The organism is Paenibacillus andongensis, from assembly GCF_025369935.1.
GTDB lineage: Bacteria > Bacillota > Bacilli > Paenibacillales > NBRC-103111 > Paenibacillus_E > Paenibacillus_E andongensis.
In genome coordinates, this window is sequence record NZ_CP104467.1 from 4946700 (window position 1) to 4966967 (window position 20268).

At 43.5% G+C, this 20268-nt stretch carries 19 protein-coding genes and 1 riboswitch; of the genes, 3 read left to right on the forward strand and 16 right to left on the reverse strand.

Going from position 1 to position 20268, the window contains the following annotated elements:
- The first annotated feature begins 141 nt into the window (after window positions 1–141).
- Window positions 142–2502, forward strand: coding sequence for an immune inhibitor A domain-containing protein (locus tag NYR53_RS22545; protein ID WP_437180063.1), 2361 nt, complete (start codon window positions 142–144; stop codon window positions 2500–2502).
- A 207-nt stretch (window positions 2503–2709) separates the two neighbouring features.
- Here NYR53_RS22545 and NYR53_RS22550 read toward each other — a convergent pair whose 3' ends face one another.
- From NYR53_RS22550 to NYR53_RS22595, 10 genes are all read right to left on the reverse strand, one after another.
- On the reverse strand, window positions 2710–3810 hold the full coding sequence (locus NYR53_RS22550) for an NAD(P)H-dependent flavin oxidoreductase (RefSeq protein ID WP_261301395.1): 1101 nt from the start codon (window positions 3808–3810) through the stop codon (window positions 2710–2712).
- Window positions 3811–3835: 25 nt separating this feature from the next.
- Window positions 3836–4747, reverse strand: coding sequence for a hypothetical protein (locus NYR53_RS22555; RefSeq protein WP_261301396.1), 912 nt, complete (start codon window positions 4745–4747; stop codon window positions 3836–3838).
- A complete protein-coding gene (locus NYR53_RS22560) occupies window positions 4747–5508 on the reverse strand; it encodes a glycerophosphodiester phosphodiesterase (RefSeq protein WP_261301397.1) in 762 nt (253 codons plus the stop codon). Before NYR53_RS22560 ends, NYR53_RS22555 begins: the two co-directional genes overlap by 1 nt.
- Window positions 5509–5525: 17 nt before the next feature.
- Window positions 5526–6518, reverse strand: a complete 993-nt coding sequence (locus tag NYR53_RS22565) for a CehA/McbA family metallohydrolase (RefSeq protein ID WP_261301398.1) — start codon at window positions 6516–6518, stop codon at window positions 5526–5528.
- Between the two features lie 4 nt (window positions 6519–6522).
- A complete protein-coding gene (locus tag NYR53_RS22570; RefSeq protein WP_261301399.1) occupies window positions 6523–6987 on the reverse strand; it encodes a hypothetical protein in 465 nt (154 codons plus the stop codon).
- On the reverse strand, window positions 6984–7829 hold the full coding sequence (locus NYR53_RS22575; RefSeq protein WP_261301400.1) for an ABC transporter permease: 846 nt from the start codon (window positions 7827–7829) through the stop codon (window positions 6984–6986). The genes NYR53_RS22570 and NYR53_RS22575 overlap by 4 nt, the downstream gene beginning before the upstream one ends.
- Window positions 7826–9007, reverse strand: a complete 1182-nt coding sequence (locus tag NYR53_RS22580) for an extracellular solute-binding protein (protein WP_261301401.1) — start codon at window positions 9005–9007, stop codon at window positions 7826–7828. The genes NYR53_RS22575 and NYR53_RS22580 overlap by 4 nt, the downstream gene beginning before the upstream one ends.
- Before the next feature lie 26 nt (window positions 9008–9033).
- Window positions 9034–10065 (reverse strand): ABC transporter ATP-binding protein, encoded by a 1032-nt coding sequence (locus NYR53_RS22585; protein WP_261301402.1) that lies wholly within the window; start codon window positions 10063–10065, stop codon window positions 9034–9036.
- A gap of 96 nt (window positions 10066–10161) precedes the next feature.
- Window positions 10162–10986: an ABC transporter permease gene (locus NYR53_RS22590; protein WP_261301403.1), complete on the reverse strand. Its 825-nt coding sequence runs from the start codon at window positions 10984–10986 to the stop codon at window positions 10162–10164.
- Between the two features lie 30 nt (window positions 10987–11016).
- Entirely contained in the window at window positions 11017–12105 is a 1089-nt protein-coding gene (locus NYR53_RS22595; protein ID WP_367618563.1) for a LacI family DNA-binding transcriptional regulator, read from the reverse strand.
- A 218-nt stretch (window positions 12106–12323) separates the two neighbouring features.
- On the opposite strand from NYR53_RS22595, the gene NYR53_RS22600 reads away from it, so the two are divergent.
- On the forward strand, window positions 12324–12959 hold the full coding sequence (locus NYR53_RS22600; RefSeq protein ID WP_261301404.1) for an FMN-dependent NADH-azoreductase: 636 nt from the start codon (window positions 12324–12326) through the stop codon (window positions 12957–12959).
- 134 nt (window positions 12960–13093) lie between these two features.
- Here the strand turns inward: NYR53_RS22600 and NYR53_RS22605 are convergent, their stop codons facing one another.
- From NYR53_RS22605 to NYR53_RS22620, 4 genes are all read right to left on the reverse strand, one after another.
- Window positions 13094–14017, reverse strand: coding sequence for a DMT family transporter (locus NYR53_RS22605; protein WP_261306488.1), 924 nt, complete (start codon window positions 14015–14017; stop codon window positions 13094–13096).
- Window positions 14018–14214: 197 nt separating this feature from the next.
- Window positions 14215–14360, reverse strand: a riboswitch (FMN riboswitch).
- A gap of 125 nt (window positions 14361–14485) precedes the next feature.
- Complete coding sequence (locus NYR53_RS22610; protein WP_261301405.1) at window positions 14486–14914, reverse strand: hypothetical protein; 429 nt, start codon at window positions 14912–14914, stop codon at window positions 14486–14488.
- A gap of 152 nt (window positions 14915–15066) precedes the next feature.
- A complete protein-coding gene (locus NYR53_RS22615) occupies window positions 15067–15531 on the reverse strand; it encodes a hypothetical protein (protein ID WP_261301406.1) in 465 nt (154 codons plus the stop codon).
- Window positions 15515–16096, reverse strand: coding sequence for a CBO0543 family protein (locus NYR53_RS22620; RefSeq protein ID WP_261301407.1), 582 nt, complete (start codon window positions 16094–16096; stop codon window positions 15515–15517). Before NYR53_RS22620 ends, NYR53_RS22615 begins: the two co-directional genes overlap by 17 nt.
- Window positions 16097–16295: 199 nt before the next feature.
- Between NYR53_RS22620 and NYR53_RS22625 the strand changes: the two genes are divergently transcribed.
- A complete protein-coding gene (locus tag NYR53_RS22625; protein WP_261301408.1) occupies window positions 16296–17612 on the forward strand; it encodes an MFS transporter in 1317 nt (438 codons plus the stop codon).
- 11 nt (window positions 17613–17623) lie between these two features.
- On the opposite strand, the gene NYR53_RS22630 is transcribed toward NYR53_RS22625, so the two are convergent.
- The gene (locus NYR53_RS22630) at window positions 17624–19273 is read right to left on the reverse strand and encodes an alpha-amylase family glycosyl hydrolase (RefSeq protein WP_261301409.1); all 1650 of its coding nucleotides are present in this window, start codon (window positions 19271–19273) and stop codon (window positions 17624–17626) included.
- An 87-nt stretch (window positions 19274–19360) separates the two neighbouring features.
- On the reverse strand, window positions 19361–20257 hold the full coding sequence (locus tag NYR53_RS22635; RefSeq protein WP_261301410.1) for an AraC family transcriptional regulator: 897 nt from the start codon (window positions 20255–20257) through the stop codon (window positions 19361–19363).
- Between the last annotated feature and the right edge of the window lie 11 nt (window positions 20258–20268).

The following is a 20268-nucleotide window of genomic DNA, read 5'->3' on the forward strand; positions in this document are numbered from 1 at the left end:
AGTCGAAATAGGAAATATATGGGTCAAACTGTGCAGGACTAAAAGCACTTACTAGAATAGTCAAACTATTATTTAATTTTAATATACCATTGGTTAAATTAATAGATTGGTTTCATACTCTAATTTGCGGGAGGTTTCATTTTGAAAAAAAGCACCTTGAAAATGACTAGATTTTTACTAGCAACGAGTTTAACAGCAGGACTTTTCACAACATCATCTGCCTTCGCAGCAGAATCCAACTACTCAGAGGCACTTGAAGCACCGCCGGTAGATTTTAATATTGTAGACGATGAACGTTTGGCAAAAGGGTTAATGGACAGAGGGCTGTTAAGCAAAAGTGCTACGCCTGAACAAATAGCCAAAGCCGTCAAATCATACGTATCCACTAAAAACAATAAAAGTGTTAAATCAAAAGAAGACACGCAACATGATGAAATAGACAAAAAGTCTAAGGATTTTATAGCAAAGCAGAAAACCAAGCTGTTATCCCAACTGAACAAAGGCCAGGAAAATTTTAAAAAAGGAAATCCAAATGGCCTTCCCGTTCCATCAGCCAAACAAGATTCATACAACGGCCCTGTTCGTGAAGATAAAGTACTCGTTCTTTTGACTGAATTCTCGGATTTTAAACATAACAATGTCAAACAAGAACCTGGTTATATGTTTGCAAACGATTTCAATCGAGATCATTATCAGAAGCTGATGTTTGGAAATACGGATTTCACCTTATTCGATGGCTCCAAAATCCAAACCTTTAAACAGTATTATGAAGAGCAATCCGGTGGCAGTTATACCGTAAACGGATACGTATCCGATTGGTTAACCGTTCCTGGACAAGCTGCTCAATACGGAGATGATAACCCGGCTGGCGGTCATGATAACTTAAGCCCTAAGGGGCCTCGTGATCTAGTGAAAGATGCTCTGAATGCGGCAGCAGCATCCGGCATTAATCTGGCTGATTATGACAAATTTGACCAATACGATATAGATGGGGATGGCAACCAAAACGAACCCGACGGGATCATTGACCACCTGATGATTATTCATGCAGGAACAGGGCAAGAAGCTGGCGGCGGACAATTAGGCGATAATGCCATTTGGTCTCACCGCTGGACTTTAAATGGTGTGTATCCGATTGCAGGCACGACTGCTGGGGTCGACTATTGGGGTGGCCGTATGGCTGCTTATGACTATACCATTCAGCCTGAAGATGGTGCCGTTGGTGTTTTTGCTCACGAATTCGGTCATGACTTAGGTCTGCCAGATGAATACGATACCCAATATACCGGACAAGGTGAGCCCGTTGCTTCTTGGTCCATCATGAGCGGCGGTAGTTGGAACGGTAAAATTGCCGGTACAACACCTAGCTCCTTTTCACCTCAAAATAAAGAGTTTTTCCAGAAAACAATGGGCGGCAACTGGGCAAATGTAAGTGAAATAGATTCAACCGACATAACGAATTTAGGTTCGGCTGCCATCATTGATCAAAGTGTAACGAAGTCGAAAAACCCAGGTATTGTTAAAGTCAATTTACCGGATAAAGCCGTTCCAGGTATTCAACCCGCATTCGGTGCACACTATTATTACAGTACAAAAGGGGATAACCTTCATACCACACTCTCAACGCCTGAGTTTGATTTAACCCAAGCACAAACGGCTACATTTGACTTTAAAACCTTATATGATGTCGAGTTTGAGTATGACTACTTAACAGTTACAGCATCAACCTATAATGAACAAGTTACTCTCGATATCATTGGTGACAATGATACGAACGGCGACGCACGCGCGGAAACAACGAATGGAGCCTGGGTAGACAAGTCCTATGATTTAAGCCATTTTGCCGGCAAAAAGGTTACCCTCCACTTTGACTACGTCACGGATGGTGGACTTGCATTGAATGGTTTTGCCATGGATAATGCGAAATTAACCGTCAATGGTCAAGTCGTATTCTCAGACGATGCCGAAGGTGCTCCTAAATTTAACTTGGACGGCTTTGTTGTATCGAACGGTTTGGAATATAAGAAGCACTATTACTATCTGGAATGGAGAAACTACGCTGGAGCCGATAAAGCTCTTGCCTACAGCCGTGGTGTCAAATATAATACCGGACTTGTCGTTTGGTATGCAGATGACAGTTATCTAGACAACTGGGTCGGTATCCATCCAGGACAAGGATTCCTTGGCGTAGTCGATTCTCATTCTGACGCTTTAATATTCAAGAAAGATGGACAGGATTCCGTCGCTCAGACGACTCGCTATCAAGTTGCAGATGCGGCCTTCTCCCTGGACAAAACGCCTTCGTGGTATATCAATAACCCAACCAGAGGCGAGTACAATTATAAATCCATGCAAGGTGTAGAGGAATTCTCAGACTCCAATAGCTATATGAACTCATTAATTCCAGACGCCGGTCGTATTGTGCCGAACTTTGGATTGAAGTTCCGAGTTGTCGGTGAAGCTAAAGATAATTCTGCTGGTTTAGTTTGGATTCATAAGTAAGCTCAATAATGTTTGTCCTCTCGTTCCTCTCATTCGATTTCAAGCGCAGATTTCCCAAAATAACGAATCGACGTTCCTCCAAATAGAGAATGGGTGACTTACCCTAGCAATGGACAGAAATAATAAATAAATGAGGCGGCAAGATTAACCTTGCCGCCTCATTTTTTAGTTTTTCTATGCACTTTGACCTCTTGGGAGAGCCCCATTTTATTTGGTATTCCCTTCACTTTCAATCGACAATATGGACATTGCTTGTTGAATCGTTTCCGCAATAATATGCTCCGCCTTTTGTCCGGACGTAAGCATTCTTGTACCTTGTCCTGCCCACAAGGACATATAGTCAGCATTGCTTTGACTAGCGGCAGCATTCCTAATATCCCGTGTAGCGGTATTTTGCGTAGGAAAAGGTAATGGCTCTACGCCGCTCGCATCCCATTGCCTGATGAATTGGTTGGATACCCCTCTAGCTGGTCGACCTGAGAACACCTTGGTAATGACTGTACTCTCTTCGGTGCTATTCAATAGTGCCTCCTGGTAGGAGACATGAGCGCCGGATTCGATCGAAGTCAGAAAACGTGTCCCCATCTGTACACCTTGCGCTCCAAGTACGAGGGCGGCGACAAGTCCCCGACCGTCCATTATGCCGCCAGCGGCAACGACTGGAATCTGAACACGATCAACGATTTGCGGTACTAGCGCAAATGTGCCGATGTTTGCCCCCATAGGATGATTCGAAATGTCGAATGTTCCCCTGTGTCCGCCCGCTTCGCTTCCTTGTGCAACGATGGCATCACATCCAGACTGCTCAGCCAAGATTGCTTCATTAACCGTAGTTACCATGGTGACAATTCGCATGCCGGCCGATTTAGCTTGTCGCATTAGAGGTTCAGGAAGAACACCGAATGCCGTGCTAATGACGGGTACTTTTTCTTCCAACACGACCGCAAACTGTTCCTCAAAATAGTCCTGAGTAGCAACGAACTCCTCAGTTGCTTGTACGATTCCAAGCTGGTCTCTTACCTGGTTAAGCTCTTGCTGAACTTCCTTCAGTCTTTCATTCTTGTCCGTCATTTCAATTGAAAATAAATTCACTCCAAATGGCGCATCAGTTAACTCACGGATCTCCCGAATAGCCTTGTGGATTGCACTAGGCGTCATATAGGCGGCCCCCAGTGTCCCAAGTCCGCCTGCGTTAGAGACAGCTGCCACCAATTCAACTGTTCCAAGACCTCCCGCCATGCCAGCAAGGAAGATTGGATAACGAATATTAAAAAGTTGACAAAGCTCTGTGTCAAGTTGAATTCTCATCGTATCCCCCATATAGAGATCATCTTTAAATACGCAGAAAGCGTTGCGGCCACTCCATTTTCGGATGGAAATTGTATAGCAACCCCTCTGTATATATAATAGCATTAACCCATAGAGATTTGAAAATCAGAGGCTTTTGATCGAGAAATTGCAGCGGATCGACCGGAACCGAGAAGTTCGTAAAGGCTTCAAAGTCACCTTCGAATCCTTTAGGCCAATACCGCTTCAAGGGATGATCGGGGACTCGCCCGCCAACTTTCAACTGCGCAAAAGTCTCCTGCAGCCACTCCATGGCCGTGACTTCCTTCATCGGGATCACTAAGTCCTCCCAACCGTTGAGAAGAGAACCATGTTTCCCCCACTCTATCCGCACAATGGGACGTCCGTTATTTTCTTGCGCCTCTAATACGGCGGCCTGTGATTCGATGACACTGCTGTGAAAAAAGGTCAGCACATTCGTAACGGCTTCCGTGTGCGGATCGTATTCCACCCAAATTTCTTCATGATCGCATGGCTCGTAATCGTCCGGGAAATCGTAATCGTCTTCCCAAAACAAATGGTAGCCAATAAGCGGAAGTGTCGGATGATGAACTGCCGCCACATCTTTTAAAGGAAAACACTCGAGCGGCGTTGTAAGCAACATCGGGCAAAACTTGCGAATGAAGCGAATTTCGCGCTCTTCCAGCGGCTGCGGCGGAGCCAACTCCAGCGTTCGCTTATATTGTTCGCCCGCGCGCCGTAAATTTCCATCGAGATGGAAATATTCCGCCCGCCAGGCAGAGAATTCGGATTGCTCAGGGCAAACCTGCTGGAGCAGCTCTAATAAAGGAAGGACGGCCTGGAAATAGGCGCTTCCTGCTTTTACATCGCCGCTCAGCATTTTGGCCGCAAGTGTCTCACTTGCAAGCTTGAATTCATGGGCGTAGATTTCAATCACTAACGCTCACCCCGCATCTTTTGCTTCAATTGCACCAAAGCTGTAACATTTCGCGTGGTTATGGAGGCTACGCCAAGATCGGCAACCTGCATCATTAAATCTTCTTCATTCACAGTCCATACATAAACCGGCAGCCCTAGAGATGCGGTATAGTCCATTAACTCTTGGCTCACGACGCTGTAATGGATGTTGATGCCGAAACAGTTGGCTGCAAGTGCATCCTCGCAGGTTTGTACCATAGCATCTCGATAGGGAAGTGTTTTAAAAAGGTCGTGGTCGGTATTCAGCAGTTTGCGCATTTCTGGGTGTAATCGCTCTGCTAGCATCGCACGATCCATTCCACAGCCGGATAGAAAAGCTTGCTCTAACATCCCATATTGCTTTACCAAGGCAGCGACAGGTTCGATACTTTCATCCACTTTCAAATCCAAATTCACGACTTTACCCGAAGCTTGGATAAGCGGCAGCATGTCTTCCAGTCTGCAAATTCGAATCGTTTCACGTTGTTCACCATGAGTGACCACGAACTGAAGCTCTTTTAATTCTTCAAAGGTCATTTGCGAAACGGAAATTTTCAAACCATCAACGGTAACCCATTCATCATCATGAGCCAAAACCGGGATGCCGTCCTTCGTCACTCTTACGTCTTCCTCAACTACGTCTGCACCGAGCCTAAGCCCCGTTTGCACAGAATCGAGCGTATGATCAATCGTGTTCATGCTGCCGCAGTGAGCAGTTATGAGTGGAAATCGAAAACCCATGCTACCAACACTCCCTTTCATCGATCCACATATATAGCATTCGTAAAGGCGATCAAAGTGCGAACTCCGCGAACGTTACCTTTTAGCTCAGCTCGAATCCATAGAAGTTCATCGCCAGGAATTTCAATCTCGTGATTCGGCTGATCTATCGCAACGAATTGCTCGCTTAGAACACCGGTATTCCCTATCAAGTTTAGCGTATAATGGGGTTCCTGAAAATCCCAATTCTCTTTCCGTACATGAAAATCTATGTTTACATGGACCTTATAACTTTGGCCTTGATCCTGCCGGGGGACAACGTCCCCGACACCGTATGCCGCAGTATCTGTCCGAATTTCTAGCATTACCAAGGGTCCCATGGTTACCAAAGCTTTGCCAGCCGCAAGTGCACGCACAGCTCGGTTAGCAACAGTCCCTTCCCCGTCATCGATATCGAGATACGTCACCGATACAGGTTCATCCGTTTGCTCTTGTGCGTGCCAATCTCGCCCTGATGTGGCCGCAATCCGGTAGCCTTCATTCAGCTTGTCGGTCCACAATCGGTAGGCGCGGTCATTGTCTGTTTTAATCGAAGGGAACGTGCCAGACCAAACCTCGATATAGTCCATATCGTTCCAATCCTCGATGTTGAATTCCCAGAAGCAGCCCGTACAAATGGGACTTCCTATGCGATAAGGATGTGCCATACCGACAATCCCCCCGCTCCTATGAACATCGGCGATCCCTTTATGGATATCGTCTGGGCCCGCCGGGCGCCAATCAACAAAATGGGTCAGTCCAATCGTAACCATGTGCCCATAAAAGGTTGTCCATTCCATCCCGGAAATGATCGAAACACAGGTTTCTTGCTCCACGACATCTTTATCATGTAAACCCGTCATGGTATTGTGGTCGGTCAACGCAATACACTCGAAACCAAGCGCCTTTGCGCCACTTGCTAGCTCCATGAGCGTTTGTCTTCCGTCGCTGTGAAATGTATGACTGTGTAATTCGCAAGCAATCCAGGGCATGCCGCTATTCCTCCTCTTGATGAATTTGCAAAGTGTAACGGCAGCTTTCTGTAACAATTGCATGCAAGCTTAATGTCACGTGCCACATGCCTGCTAGCATTTTACCACTGACAAAGCCTGGGGAAGCTTCCAGCCTACTTATAACTAATAACTGCTCAGGATCGTGCCGATGCCCCGCACCGCGGTGCCGTTCAGGGTCGTCGACCGATACGGTTATTAAGTTTTTCAGCGGAAGGAAGGATTCCCATTTGGCCTGTATTCGCTCCTGCTGATTGGGCTCCGTATACTTGTCTATACTCTCGAAAATCATCGTTTTCGATTGTTCCCTATCTTCTAGATTTTTGGGTTCGTAAGCAAAATGGATCCTTAGCTTGCCCCCCTGTGTTCCTAAGTGAAACCGATACGAAATATGGGTTTTGGAGGCATTGGGATGTACAATTCCTTGTACATCCAGAATAAGTTGATTCATCGTGACCTCGCGCTCTCTTCCGTAATCATACTGCGGATATAAAAATATCCCATTACTGAACAAAGTAGGAACGTAAAGAAAGCGATAGCCGCAGCTAGTTGTTTTTCTTGGAAAACACCGAAAACTTGTTCCATGGATACCCCTAGCATTTGTGGAGCGTTAGGTCCAATCAGAAATGGTGCCGTAAATGAACCGATCACACCCATGAATACAAAGGTAATGGCTACGAGCAAAGTCTTATACGTAAGCGGCAAAATGAAACGGACGAAGATTTGCAATCTACGTGCCCCAACATCTTTCGCGCTTTCAATGACCGAATTAGGAACAGCGGATAAGGCTGACCCCAGCAGCATCGTTGTAAACGGAATGTTAAACCACAAATTAGCGATAATAATCCCCTTCATATCAAAAATAATACGGGGCATTTCCCCTCCGCCCACCAGAAGTAACATACGGGATACCCAACCGTGGTTGCCAAGCAATTGAATTAATCCGTAGGTTGCGATAACGGATGGGATAAAAATTGGAATCATGTACATATTGCGAATCCATTTCACCATCGTACCGTTATTGAACCTCATGTAAGCCGCTAGGGCGTAGCTGATAATGAGTACAAGAATGACCGAAATAATCGTTACTTCCAATGTAAAAATGATATTGGAGCGCATCAGCTTATCGGTAAATAAATACGTATAATTGGACAAATCGTAACCGCCGGACTTATTGGTAAAGCTTTCTTTTAAGGAAATAATGATCGGAATGACGACAGTGACGAAGAGCAATAAAAAAGAGGGGATGACCAGAAGCAATCCCAGTATCCCCATTTTCATTTGTTTACTCATTGTGCAGCAACTTCACTTTGCCAGCGTTTGGTCATATCTTTGTCCAGTTCGCCGATATTGAAGGAGCGGAATCCTTCGGATGCACCTTTGAATGATTCTTGAATTTCTTTTGACATATTGGAAAGCTTGATCCCTGGGAAACCATGCATTTTGTCTACAACTACAGCTTGTGCCTCAGATGAAAGTACGAAGTCGAGGAATTTGTAAACCGCATCTTTCTTTTCCGATAGCTTAGGAACCATTAAGTAGGTTGGTCCACCGTTAAACCCTGGCTTAATTTGCGCCATTTTTGTTGTTTTTGGAAGCTGACCTTTCGCCAATTGCTCAAGAACCATATCTGACCATGCCGGTATCATATCAACTTCACCGCTTGTCAATAAATCTAAAGTACCTTGGTTTTTCTTTGGATAAATACCTTTGCCGTAAACGGATTTCCCCAGATCCTTGAGCAGCGCAAAACCTTGATCCCACCCTTTTTCAACACTTGGATCGGAATTATGGATCGCTTCTTCTGGCAGGAATTTATACAGCGTTGTCGCTACAAAAGAATTACCGGAACCCCCTGTGGATGGATCATTGTAAGCGAATTTAGCTGGATTTTTCTTGATCCAATCGTACAGCTCATCCAAATTAGTTGGAGGTGTCTTTACTTTATCACTGTTATAGGCCAAAACGACCGCAGAGGAACGATAAGGAATAGCAAGATTGGAGATATCTTTTAACGTTTTCTCATCAACTTTTGCCAAGTTTTTAATTTTGTCACCTGGTAAAGTGTCCCATAGGCCATCTTTTTGCCCGCGAGTTACATAAGACAAGCCGTCTTCATATAAATCGATATCGCCTGAGCCTTTGTTAGCTTGCTTGGCAGCCGTGATACGGTCATAGGTTGGTTGTGCTCCTGTTCCCGATGGAATGTAGACTGGTTTCACTTTAACATCCGCATTTTGTTTCTCGAACATAGGAATCAGCGTATCCCATAGATCTTTTACATTTTGTGAGCCGGTAAAATAGAAGTTAAACTCGACAGGCTGTTGTTTAGTACCAGCTGTTTCTTTGGCCGGACTGGAGCTTTGAGCTGCGGAACCTGCATTTGTAGAAGAACTGCCGCACCCGGATACAAAAGCAGCGGTAGCGGTCATTAATGTCACTAACATAACAGCGGATTTCTTGCGAAACATAGATAATTCCTCCTTGGGATATGACTCTAATTTTCTGGATAGGCTAAAACTTTGGCAAAGTTTACTTTTACTTGTTGCCCTGTATGAAGATCCTTGACGAAATCCCGTGGTTGAAACGCCCGGATTGTGCCGTACTCTGGCAAATCGATGGACACTTCGGCATAATGCCCAAGTACCATCACTTGTTTGATCACTCCGGAAAGGCCTTCTCCCTCTTCACCTTCTATCATCACGTCTTCTGGTCGAACGGCCAGATTTACTTGCCCGGACAGATTTTTTATATTTGGAAAACTTAGATGCCCTACGGTCAACCCGCCGGCTGTGATCACCCCTTTCAGAAAGTTCATTTTGCCGATAAATTGGGAAACAAACAGCGAACTCGGTTCATCGTAAATTTCTTGCGGAGTAGCAATTTGCTCAATATTGCCTTGGTTCATAACGACAATGCGGTCTGAAATCGATAGCGCTTCTTCTTGATCATGCGTGACAAATACCATGGTAAGACCTGTCTTAGATTGAATTTCTCGCAGCTCTTCTCTCATTTCGTGACGAAGCTTCGCATCGAGTGCGGAAAAGGGTTCATCCAGCAACAGAACGGCAGGCTTAAGGAGCAGGGATCTCGCAACGGCTATGCGCTGCTGCTGACCACCGGAAAGTTGACCCGGATATTTAAGCTCTGCTCCAGGTAAGCGAACCAGTTGAAGCACTTCGTTCACTGCCTTATCGATGTCAGCCTTTTTCATCTTGCGTATTTTGAGACCGAATGCCAGGTTGTCAAACACCGTCATATGCGGCCATAGATTGTAGCCTTGAAACACCATGGAAGTCGGACGCTTTTCCGGAGGCGCTTTTAGCACGCTTTTACCCTCAATAAGAATGTCGCCTGAATCTGGGTCGAGAAATCCTCCGATGCTGCGAAGCACCGTTGTTTTGCCGCACCCTGAAGGGCCCAGCAGTGTAATTAACTCGCCTTTGCGAACATCCAGGGAGATTCCAGTTACGCCTTCTCCTGTTTTATAGCGCTTCGTCAATTGTTGAACGGAAAGCTGAATATCCATAAGTGCCCCCTAAAAGTTTTGTAGAGCGTTGCTTCTAAGCGATACTTCGAAACAAAACTCGCTTCGGAAGCATATGCTTTGCTAATTGATCTATCGTCATTTGAGTTGGAAGCCGCTGGACATAATATCTGCACTTACAAATCGCTGCGCAGCCAGCAGCAGGATGATCGTAGGCGCCGTCAGAATAATAGAGAATACAGCGCCAGCGTAGGCAGGGTAATCACTGATGATAGAGTACATGACGATCGGCATCGTCTTATAATTGGGGATACCCACCAAGAAGGTGCCCTGTGCTTCATCGAGCGAGTTAAGGAATGTAAAGATCGAAGCCACGATAATGCCAGGCATCGCCATCGGCAGCGTAATACTGCGGAATACGCGGAACGGGCTTGCCCCCACATCCCTTGCTGATTCCTCCTGAGCTGTATGCACATTGCGGAAAGCGGCCGTTGGAATCCAGGTCATGAACATTAGTACATTGATCATATGGATCAAAACAACGCCTATCAACGTGTTCATCAGTCCGAGTTTGTAAAAGAGCACAGCGATCGAAACATAAAGTCCCATTTTAGGAAAAGCATGTGTCAGTAGAAATGAGAACAAGAAGAATCGACTAAGCGGAAATCGTATGCGGGCAAACGCATAGGCTGCTGGGATACAAAGCACAATAGATAGAGCAGTCACGATAGATGCGATTATAAACGACAAGCCGATCGATTTCGCAATATCCTCCTGCTGGAACACAAATGTCCACCATTTCAGTGACCATTCATGGGGCAATACATCCGGGTAAGCCCATTTGCCGGTAAAAGCCAGTATGGCCAGGTTGAGCAGCGGGCCCAAGAAAAAGATAACAAACACGACAAGTATGATAAATTCCACGATTTTCCGTGGGCCTATCGCTTTTAAATACCAACGCATGCGGACTAACAACTCCTTTTCGAGAGAATTTTATTGGGTTGATTGCCGAACAATCAATCTGGGTACAAGCTGCTTAGGATTCTCAATGTTCGCTTCCTGGCGGATAAGCTTGTCTAACAAGCTAAAGGCCTGGGTTCCCATCTCCTCAGTATTCACCCTGACGGTTGTTAAGGAGGGTGAGAACATAGCGGCAAAATCAATATCATCAAAGCCTACAACCGCTACCTGTTCAGGAATGCGTATGGACTGTTCCAACATAAACTTCATGGCACCCAGGGCTATCATATCGTTGGTGGCAAATAGCGCGGTAAACCCTACTGCACGAAACTGCTCCCAATGGGTGCGCATTAACTCATACCCTTCTCCGAAGGTGGAAGTCGATGCTTGCAAGATGGAAGATGTTAGGATCGTATACCCCATTTCTGACATGTAATTCTTAAACCCTTTCAGCCTCAAATTGTGGCTGCGATGCGTCTGCGGCCCAGCAATTACGAAAATCTGACGATGTCCTACATCTGTTAGATACTCGGCGACCATCCGCCCGCCTTCCTCGTCTTGATTGACTATATGCATGACCCCGTCGACATCCGTCGAGCCATTGACCATCACGTAGGGAACTCCGAAATTAGCGATGTAGTCAATGACATTCTGCTGCAAGCGGCTGATCAGGATGAGCCCATCCACCCTTTTTTCCATCATAAAATCGGCAGAACGCAGCGACATATCATGATCTGTCGTAACGAAAACGGAATAATTCAATTTGGCGGCTGTCATCAAAATAGCATCAAGAATTTTGCCATAAAACGGATGAGACGCAATGGGATGATGCTGGCGATAAATGAGTACGCCAATGTTGTGCGTTCTCTGTGAAACCATAGCCCTTGCCACTGCATTTGGCTTATATTGTAGTTCTTCAATCAGCTGGAGCACCTTATCGCGTACCTCCAAGCTCGTATAGCCCTTGCCAGAAATCACCCGCGATACGGTTGATTTGGATACACCGGCACGCAAGGCAATTTCCTTAATCGTAAGATCCATGCTGTAACCCCATTTCTTCGTGTGAGACCGTTCCCACATATCTAAAATAACGCTTAACTGTTTGTCTTGTGTTAACCACAAGATAATAATTTGTAAATCTTCAAAATAATCAAATACCTTGATTACTTTCTATGCTTCTTTTCGTAAAAAAAGACCGCCTCATTGAGAGCTAAATAAACTCCCTGAGCGATCCTTTTTTACACATATTATAAGTTACTAATTTATTGTTTGAAATTTACGCAAAATAAGTTATAATAACAACTGTAATTAATTTAAGTATAGAAGGGAAGTTATTCATTATGGCAACAGTACTTTATATCACAGCACACCCGCACGATCACCAAACATCTTTCAGCCTTGCAGTAGGTAAAGAATTTATCGAAGCTTACCGTGAAGCGAACCCATCAGATGAGGTTATTACAGTTGATCTGTTCAAAGAAGATATTCCTCAAATTGATGCTGATGTATTCAGCGGTTGGGGAAAACTACAATCAGGAACTGCTTTTGACCAGTTGTCTGATGCAGAAAAAGCAAAAGTAGCACGTTTAGGCGCTCTGGTTGACCAATTCGTAGCTGCAGATAAATATGTTTTCGTTTCTCCAATGTGGAACTTCTCGTTCCCTCCAGTTTTGAAAGCTTACATTGATGCCGTTTCTGTTGCAGGCAAAACTTTCAAATATACGGAAAGTGGTCCTGTTGGCTTGTTGACAAACAAAAAAGGATTGCATATCCAAGCAAGTGGCGGCATTTATTCCGAAGGCCCTGCTGCTGCATTCGAAAGTGGCTTCAGCTACCTGAAAAAAATCTCACAATTCTACGGTATCCCATCCTTCGAAGGCATTTTTGTTGAAGGCATGGCTGTAACTCCGGATCAAGCGCAATCCATTAAAGAAAAAGCAATTACTAAAGCAAAAGATCTTGCAACTCGTTTCTAAGAAAATAGAAAGAGCTGTCCAAAAGGGTTATATACACCTTGAGGGGTAGAAAAAGGAGCTGTCCTCAGTAGATTTTCTACTTTTGGGACAGCTCCTTTTTACATTCTATGATCGAAATTCTTGTTTGATATGGCTTAAACATTTCCTTTACTACGGCTCATGAACCATAGGGTTAACCAAATAAATACAAAACCTACTAATTGCCCTAAGGTCAGCTTTTGACCAAATACGATCCAGTTAATACATACTCCTACTGCTGGGAAAGCTAACTCGGCAAGCGTTGCAAAGAATGCCTTGGTTGATGACAGCCCCTTATAATAAAGGAGCATGCTGATCAACCCTGGGAAAAAGGCCTGAAACAGCAGGTTGACTGCGATAAGTGTCAGATCACCACTAGAACCGCCTACATGCCAAGCATCGCCACTTACCAAAAGAACAACCGTTAGCAGCGGGATCGCCATCAGGAAGCGCAGTGAGGTAACAACAGGGAAATCCAAGTTTTTTTGAAGCAGGTACTTGCCCATGACGGTCGAACCACCCCATAAGACAGCCGCCAATATTGAAAATAAGCAGCTTAACGTGCCTAAATCCTTTAAGCCCATCTCTGGTGAATTAAAACCAAACGTTAACAGATACGTGCCCAGCAGCGCCAATCCGACATAGACAAAAAATTTGGAAGGCAGTGTCTCTTTAAGCAGTAAACGAGCCAATACAATGGCGAATAAGGGCTGCAGCTTCTGCAAAAGCAGGACGGAGTTTGCACTGCCGTGAGCGAAAGCTGAAGTGAAGAGTATGGTGGCTATGGCCGATCCACCCCAAGAAATAAATAGAAGAGCACCAATTACGGCTAGTGATAGTTTTCCGGCTAAGGACTTACGGTACTTGATCAGCACTGGAAGCGCATAGCAGGCCAGTAGCAAATGCTCAATGAACACTATTTGAGCAGAGGTAAAACTTTTCAACAATAAGATTCGAAAGAGAGGGTCCAACCCCCAAAGTGTAGCTCCAAGTGCTACATACCAGATCCCATTGATACCGCTGGTACTTGATGAATACAAACTTGCGCGCTTACTTCCTAGCTTAAATACATTTTCCAATTCAAAAACCTCCCAATAGGCGAGACTTTGAGATTAGCTCAAAGATCCCTAGATGATGTTTTGAATTGAACCTTCTGAAAGAGACAATGCCCCTGTTTACAAGCAACAGGGGCATTGACAAACAGACCTGTTAAAAATAGAATTTTTAACAAGTTGTCCTTCACCTTCTCTCATCCGGACTATACCGTCGGCCTTGGAATTTCACCAAGTCAGTCCCCGTCTAAACAGACTGGGAGTCGCGGGCTTGAGATACTTACGTATCCTCACCGCCGGTAGGGAATTGCACCCTGCCCCGAAGGTTCAAATCTCAAATTCACACTTACTTAATACAAGTAACATTAAATTGAATATTAACATCTTAAAATAAAAAAAGCAAGGATTTTCATCTCTGCTTCGCTTCACCTTCTGCAATTTTCAACATGATAACTTTCACTCTGTTATATACCAGTTTCTTCTCGTATTTATTTCACCTTGCGCTCTTAAAAGAATACGTAAGGCCTTCTCAATTTCTTCATCCGCTCGTCTCAGTTTGTCTGCCGAAACACTTCGCTTTGAGGCTCCGAGTGCATCTATCGCTTCGTTAATTTTGTCATTAATTTCTTCTCTCGAGACTCTCGTCATACCGTTTCTCCCCTCCCTTGTACTCGGACTTTTCATGTAATTATGCACGACTTCTGTTTCTTGCATCTCAAATATATTGCTTGGAAATTCTTGCATCACTTTTTCTTGCTTCAATATTTCTTTATTCACCATTTCTTTCTTCACTGGGGCTTTCTTCGCTTTTTCTTGCTTCATTGGTGCTTTCTTAACTGGTTCTTTCTTCATTAGCTCTTTCTTCACTAATGCATTTTTCAACATTACTTCCCCCCATTTCCCCATACTATATCTTATGCTTATGGTAGAAATGACGATTGGGTATATACAACATACATGATATATAATCCTGAAGTGATAGATGCAAAAAGAAAAAGGGATCTCCATCTGTCCTATATATCCGACAGGGATACCCTTTATAATATCGAGTGGCGTCGTTTTAAAAAAAGAAACACAACAATACCTATCGCGATTCCAATGAATGAAAACAACATAGGCAGCCATACGGGACCCAAAAGAATACCGAAAGGTTGAAGTTCATCCGAATAGATGATACCTACTGTCCCTAGAAAAGCTCCTAATACAAAAGGAATATACGCATACTCTGCGGTATCTCCCCCGTCTTTATAAGCATCCCAAATTCCAAACATGTAGAGACAGGGGTAAAACATGAGCCAATGATAGTCGGTTTGTTGGATGGCCTCTTGAATGTTTCCTTTGAAGCTGTCGATAATAATTTGATTGAGATCTGACATGTAGTTCACGATGAATTCCATGATGATCAACGTGATTGCTTTAAAATACTTCCCGTTTAAAAACTGACCAAACCCAGGGAGTGCGATGCTCCATAATAATTTCTCAATTTTATTGGATTTGTGCATAGTTGTCATTTGGCAGTCGGTGATTTGCCATGCTTGCGATGATCTCAGGTGAAAGCATCTTACTGTGTGATCGTTCCTCTACATAATTTTCTCCTCTTACATACATATCAGGTGTAATTCTTTTTAATAAACCCACAAACCCTCTTATTGTAAACAAAGTAAAATTAATGCATGCAAATGTATGAAGAGCCGTCCAGGATTTCCATTTAAACAAATCGGTTTTCCTTTCTAAAAACCATTGAAGCAAAGTCATTGGTCCACTAAAAAATAGACTTCTCGTTATGAGTTCAAGTGGTTTGCTTTGATACGTATATCTAACCCAGACTACACTTAAAAGAGGATAGAATAACAAATCGTACAAAATATTGGTATCAAATACTTTGGCCAATGGACGAACGGGGTACGATATCTTCCCTTTTTTAATAAAGAAGGAATCTAACGAACTTGACAAAACGCATTTCGCAAAGAATACGGTTAGATACATGAGCAAGTTATTACGTTTCAAAACGAATGGGGCAGCTGCTAATGATGAGGCAAATAAAATCCGCAATAAAATCTTTTCCATACCGTTTTCCCCCTTTAATTACTTTCTTCCTCTACCTGTAGTGTGGATAAATAAACAGTCTATTATTCATGAAAGGAAAAGCCAGCGAACCATGGAAACATAAAAAGAGCTGCCGCGGGCAGCTCTTTTTATGTTGGAGTGACATTTGTATAATAGGGGATAGATATAATAACATACTAGTAAGACAGGATGGTAAAGGATGAACGATAAAATTGTAATGCCGGTATGGACGATTGGCTTGTTCATCGTTGTCATGAATACAACGATGTTCAATGTTTCTATCCCTAGTATTATTCAAGATCTTGGCATCACGGCAGATCTCGGATCATGGGTGATCTCTAGCTACTCCATCGGATATGCCTTATCGACAGTTATTTATAGTAGGCTCTCAGATGTCTTACCGATTCGTAAACTGCTGATCGTCGGGCTCTTGGTGCTGGGTCTTTCATCGATTTTCGGATTATTTGCCCGGGAATTCCATGCTTTACTCATGGCTCGCATTCTTCAATCTGCAGGCGCTGGGGTGATGGCAGGCCTTGGTTTGGTTCTGGCTAGTCGATATATTCCAATTGAAAGAAGAGGGTCAGCCATCGCCATGATTTCCGCAGGAAGCGCTATGGCTTTCGGGCTCGGTCCAATCGTTGGCGGCTTGATCAGTGAATATTTTGGGTGGAACGGATTGTTCGCAATTACTTGTCTGGTTCTCGTTATACTTCCTATTCTAGTGCGACTGCTTCCCAAAGAAAATGCGGCAGCCTTTCGGTTCGATATTCTGGGTGCTTGCTTAACGATCGTTAATGCAACTACGCTGCTGTTAGCTGTGACGCAAGTTTCTGCCGCTTGGCTTGCCGTCAGTTGTCTTTCATTGCTTCTACATGCTTGGCACTTGAAACGAGCAGACAATACGTTCATTAACCCTGAACTATTGAGAAATCCAACTTATCTTAAACTGGTTACGATCGGGTTTTGCATCTTGGTTTTGAACCTTGGTAATTTATTTCTAATGCCATTGGTGCTAGCCAAGTTGTTCCATCAATCAGCTATGATGATTGGCTTAACCATAGCCCCAGGGGCCATTTTGTCAGCCTTCCTGACACGTTTTGTCGGACGATGGATAGATCGATACGGGAATCTACGCTTTATGTTTATAGGGCATTGTATGTTATCTTTGGTGATGATTGGTTTTTATACGACTCTTGGTGCTTCGCCATTTGTTACACTTCTTGGATATCTTTGTTTTTCACCTGCTTTTTCAGCAACGATTGCATCTTTGAACAACGAGACCTCACGTATTCTTCCAAAATCATTAATAGGTTCTGGCATGGGACTTATGCAGCTTATCCAATTTTTTGGAGGCTCAATTTCGGTTGCGATTTGTGGAATTCTTCTCGAGATTCAAAAGAATACGCCACTTCCTTATTCCTTCAAACACGTTTATGGCCTTTTATTTTTGGTAGGTCTTAGTTCTCTAAGCATGTTGCTGTGGTACAAGCTTACTGTACCAAAACAAACTTGATAAATCTTTTTCTAATTGGATATTCTATATATGATTGTTTCATAACTATTAATCCATTGTTTAGATGAATCATTTACGTAACTAAGGTTGTCTCTTCCAGTTCGATAGATCAAATTTACTCTATCATTGATGAATTCGCCTGCCAAGGTGTCATGATCAAAACTTACAAATAATGAATCATTTGATAAATTAACAACCACCAAATATTCACTACCCTCGTACTGCCTCAAGTAAGATAAAACCAACTCTTCCGAATTGCGAATGAACGTTAGTTCGCCCTTCCAAAATGCTGGATTATTCGTTCGAAGATGGATCAGAAATTTATAGTGCTCAAACATCTCCGCATCGAATTGATCCCAATTCAGCCTGTATTCATCGAATAAGGATGTCCATGTTTCCAACGTAGTTTCATTAAATTCCTGTCCCATCATAATGAAGGGGACCCCTTCAAGCGTCAGAAAGATAGATGCAGCTGCTTTTGCAAGCTTTTCGCCAAAATAGTCACTAGCTCTTGAACGTTCTTTTTCCTCCAGCCATTTCATTCTTAACGCATTTCTCGGAAAGCTGTACTTATGAGAGTTATAAATGGCTATAAAATCGTTCTGTGTGATCGTTCCGTCAGCCATATCCCGTATCAGAATGCGGGGACTGCCGTCGTAGGTCAAGTCACAAGATTCAATATGGTGATACTCATCGTAGGATTGCGAGATCAGGATAAGATCAGTTTTTACTTCTTGAAGGGCATGCTTAATTTCAGTGAGAAAATCATAAGGCGTAATGTCCGAATCGTCCAATCGAATACCGTCAAAATCAAACTGGACGATCCAATATTTCATTGCCTCAATGACATATTTCCTCATCTCGCGGTTATTAAAATCTAGACCCGCGAAATACGCCCGATTGGGCACATCATAGTAAATCTCACCTTGCTCATTACGCGTAAAATACTCCGGATGGCTTCCTGTCATTACGTGATCCACACTTGTGCGGTTCAACACCCAATCCATAATGACTCTGATCCCGCTGTCATGAGCTTTACGAATAAATGAGAGTAGATCTTCTTTGGTTCCGAAGCTAGGATCCATGGAATAAAAATCTTTTACCGCATAGGGGTCGCCAAATTCACCTAATCTACCTATAAGTCCAACTTCGTTGAAAGGCATCAGCCAAAGTGTATTGATTCCCATTTTTTTGAAATAGTCGATTTTGTTTGTTAGACCATTAAAACCATTTTCTGTAAACCCCCTGAGATGAAGTTCATAAATCACCGATTTCTTAAGCCATTCGGGACTTGGGATAGCCGTAAAGTTTTCAAACATATATCCAGGTTCTTCTTTGGAAATCTCAAGGGTTCTGATCAATACTTCTCCCTGCTCAGTAACCGTAATAGCCGAGTTATTTTGCCCATCTTCCGACACACTTGGATTCAATGGGTCCAAAATCCATGCTTCCCCATTCACTACAAATTTATAAAGATGTCTCCCCTTAGGTATCGCCAATTCAATTTCCCAACCATTACCATCTTCCATTTTATTCATATAGTTGCGATCGCCATTCCAATTGTTAAAGGTCCCTGCTAAAGCGACACTATTCACTTCCAAATGTGTGAAATAAACAAATCTTACGCCATGTGGCCCTTTTGTCGGAAAGTTAGGTAACATTGTATGAGCTCCTTCGTATTCATCTCTTCATCTATAGTAGCTGTATAGAAAAGGGCTGCCCATATCCGATTCCGCTCCATTATGATGCTATTCTGTTGTGTTTACTGAGCTCATACCAGTAGTTCGGGCTATCATTGAGTCTTTAAAGCTTTTAGGAGAACATTGATGGAGCCTTTTAAACAATTTGTAGAAGTGGGATAAGTTCGGCAAACCGACCTGCTCTGCAATCTGAGCAATGCTTAGATCTTCAGTCAAAAGCAGACGTTCCGCATATTTGATTCTGCGATGAATCACATAATCTGTGAAGGAAATGCTCATGATCTGTTTGAAATATTTAAGGAAATAGGTATAGCTGAAATTGACGAGTTGGCAAGCTTGCTCCGCGGATATTTTATCGGATAAGTGGGCTTCCACATAATCCAACACCGGCTTTACATTCGAGTCGTTTATCGATCGGCTTGGCCTTAGCATTCCAATTTTGTCATGACGCAATAATAAAAAAATACATTTCTTTACTAAATAGTTAATAGCGAGCTCATAACCCCTCTGCCTCTGCTGATGTTCCTGCTGCAGTTCAATGACCGTGTTATAGAATTGTTGCCGCAGTTCCAAATTCTCTTTAAACAATGTGTTTAGTTCGACTAATGGAACCATTGATTCCTGAAACAGATACAAGTATGGAAGCATGTTGGAATCAAAAAAAGCTTCCAGCTCAAATTGAAGCGCTACATAATCAACGAAATCATTTTGTTTTCTCAAATCGAGATGAGGCTGGTTAGAACCCAATACCAGCACATCTCCCGCTCGCAAATGGTACACCTCAGCAGGTGTATGAATTTCCATTGTACCGGACCGAACCGCTATAATTTCTGTTTGAGGATGGAAATGCCATCCGTGCTGGCATATTTGCATACTGTTAAAGCTAAGCACTTGAATACGAAGAAGCGGATCCTCATAAAGAATCGGCTCTTTATATAGGTTCATAATGTTCCTCC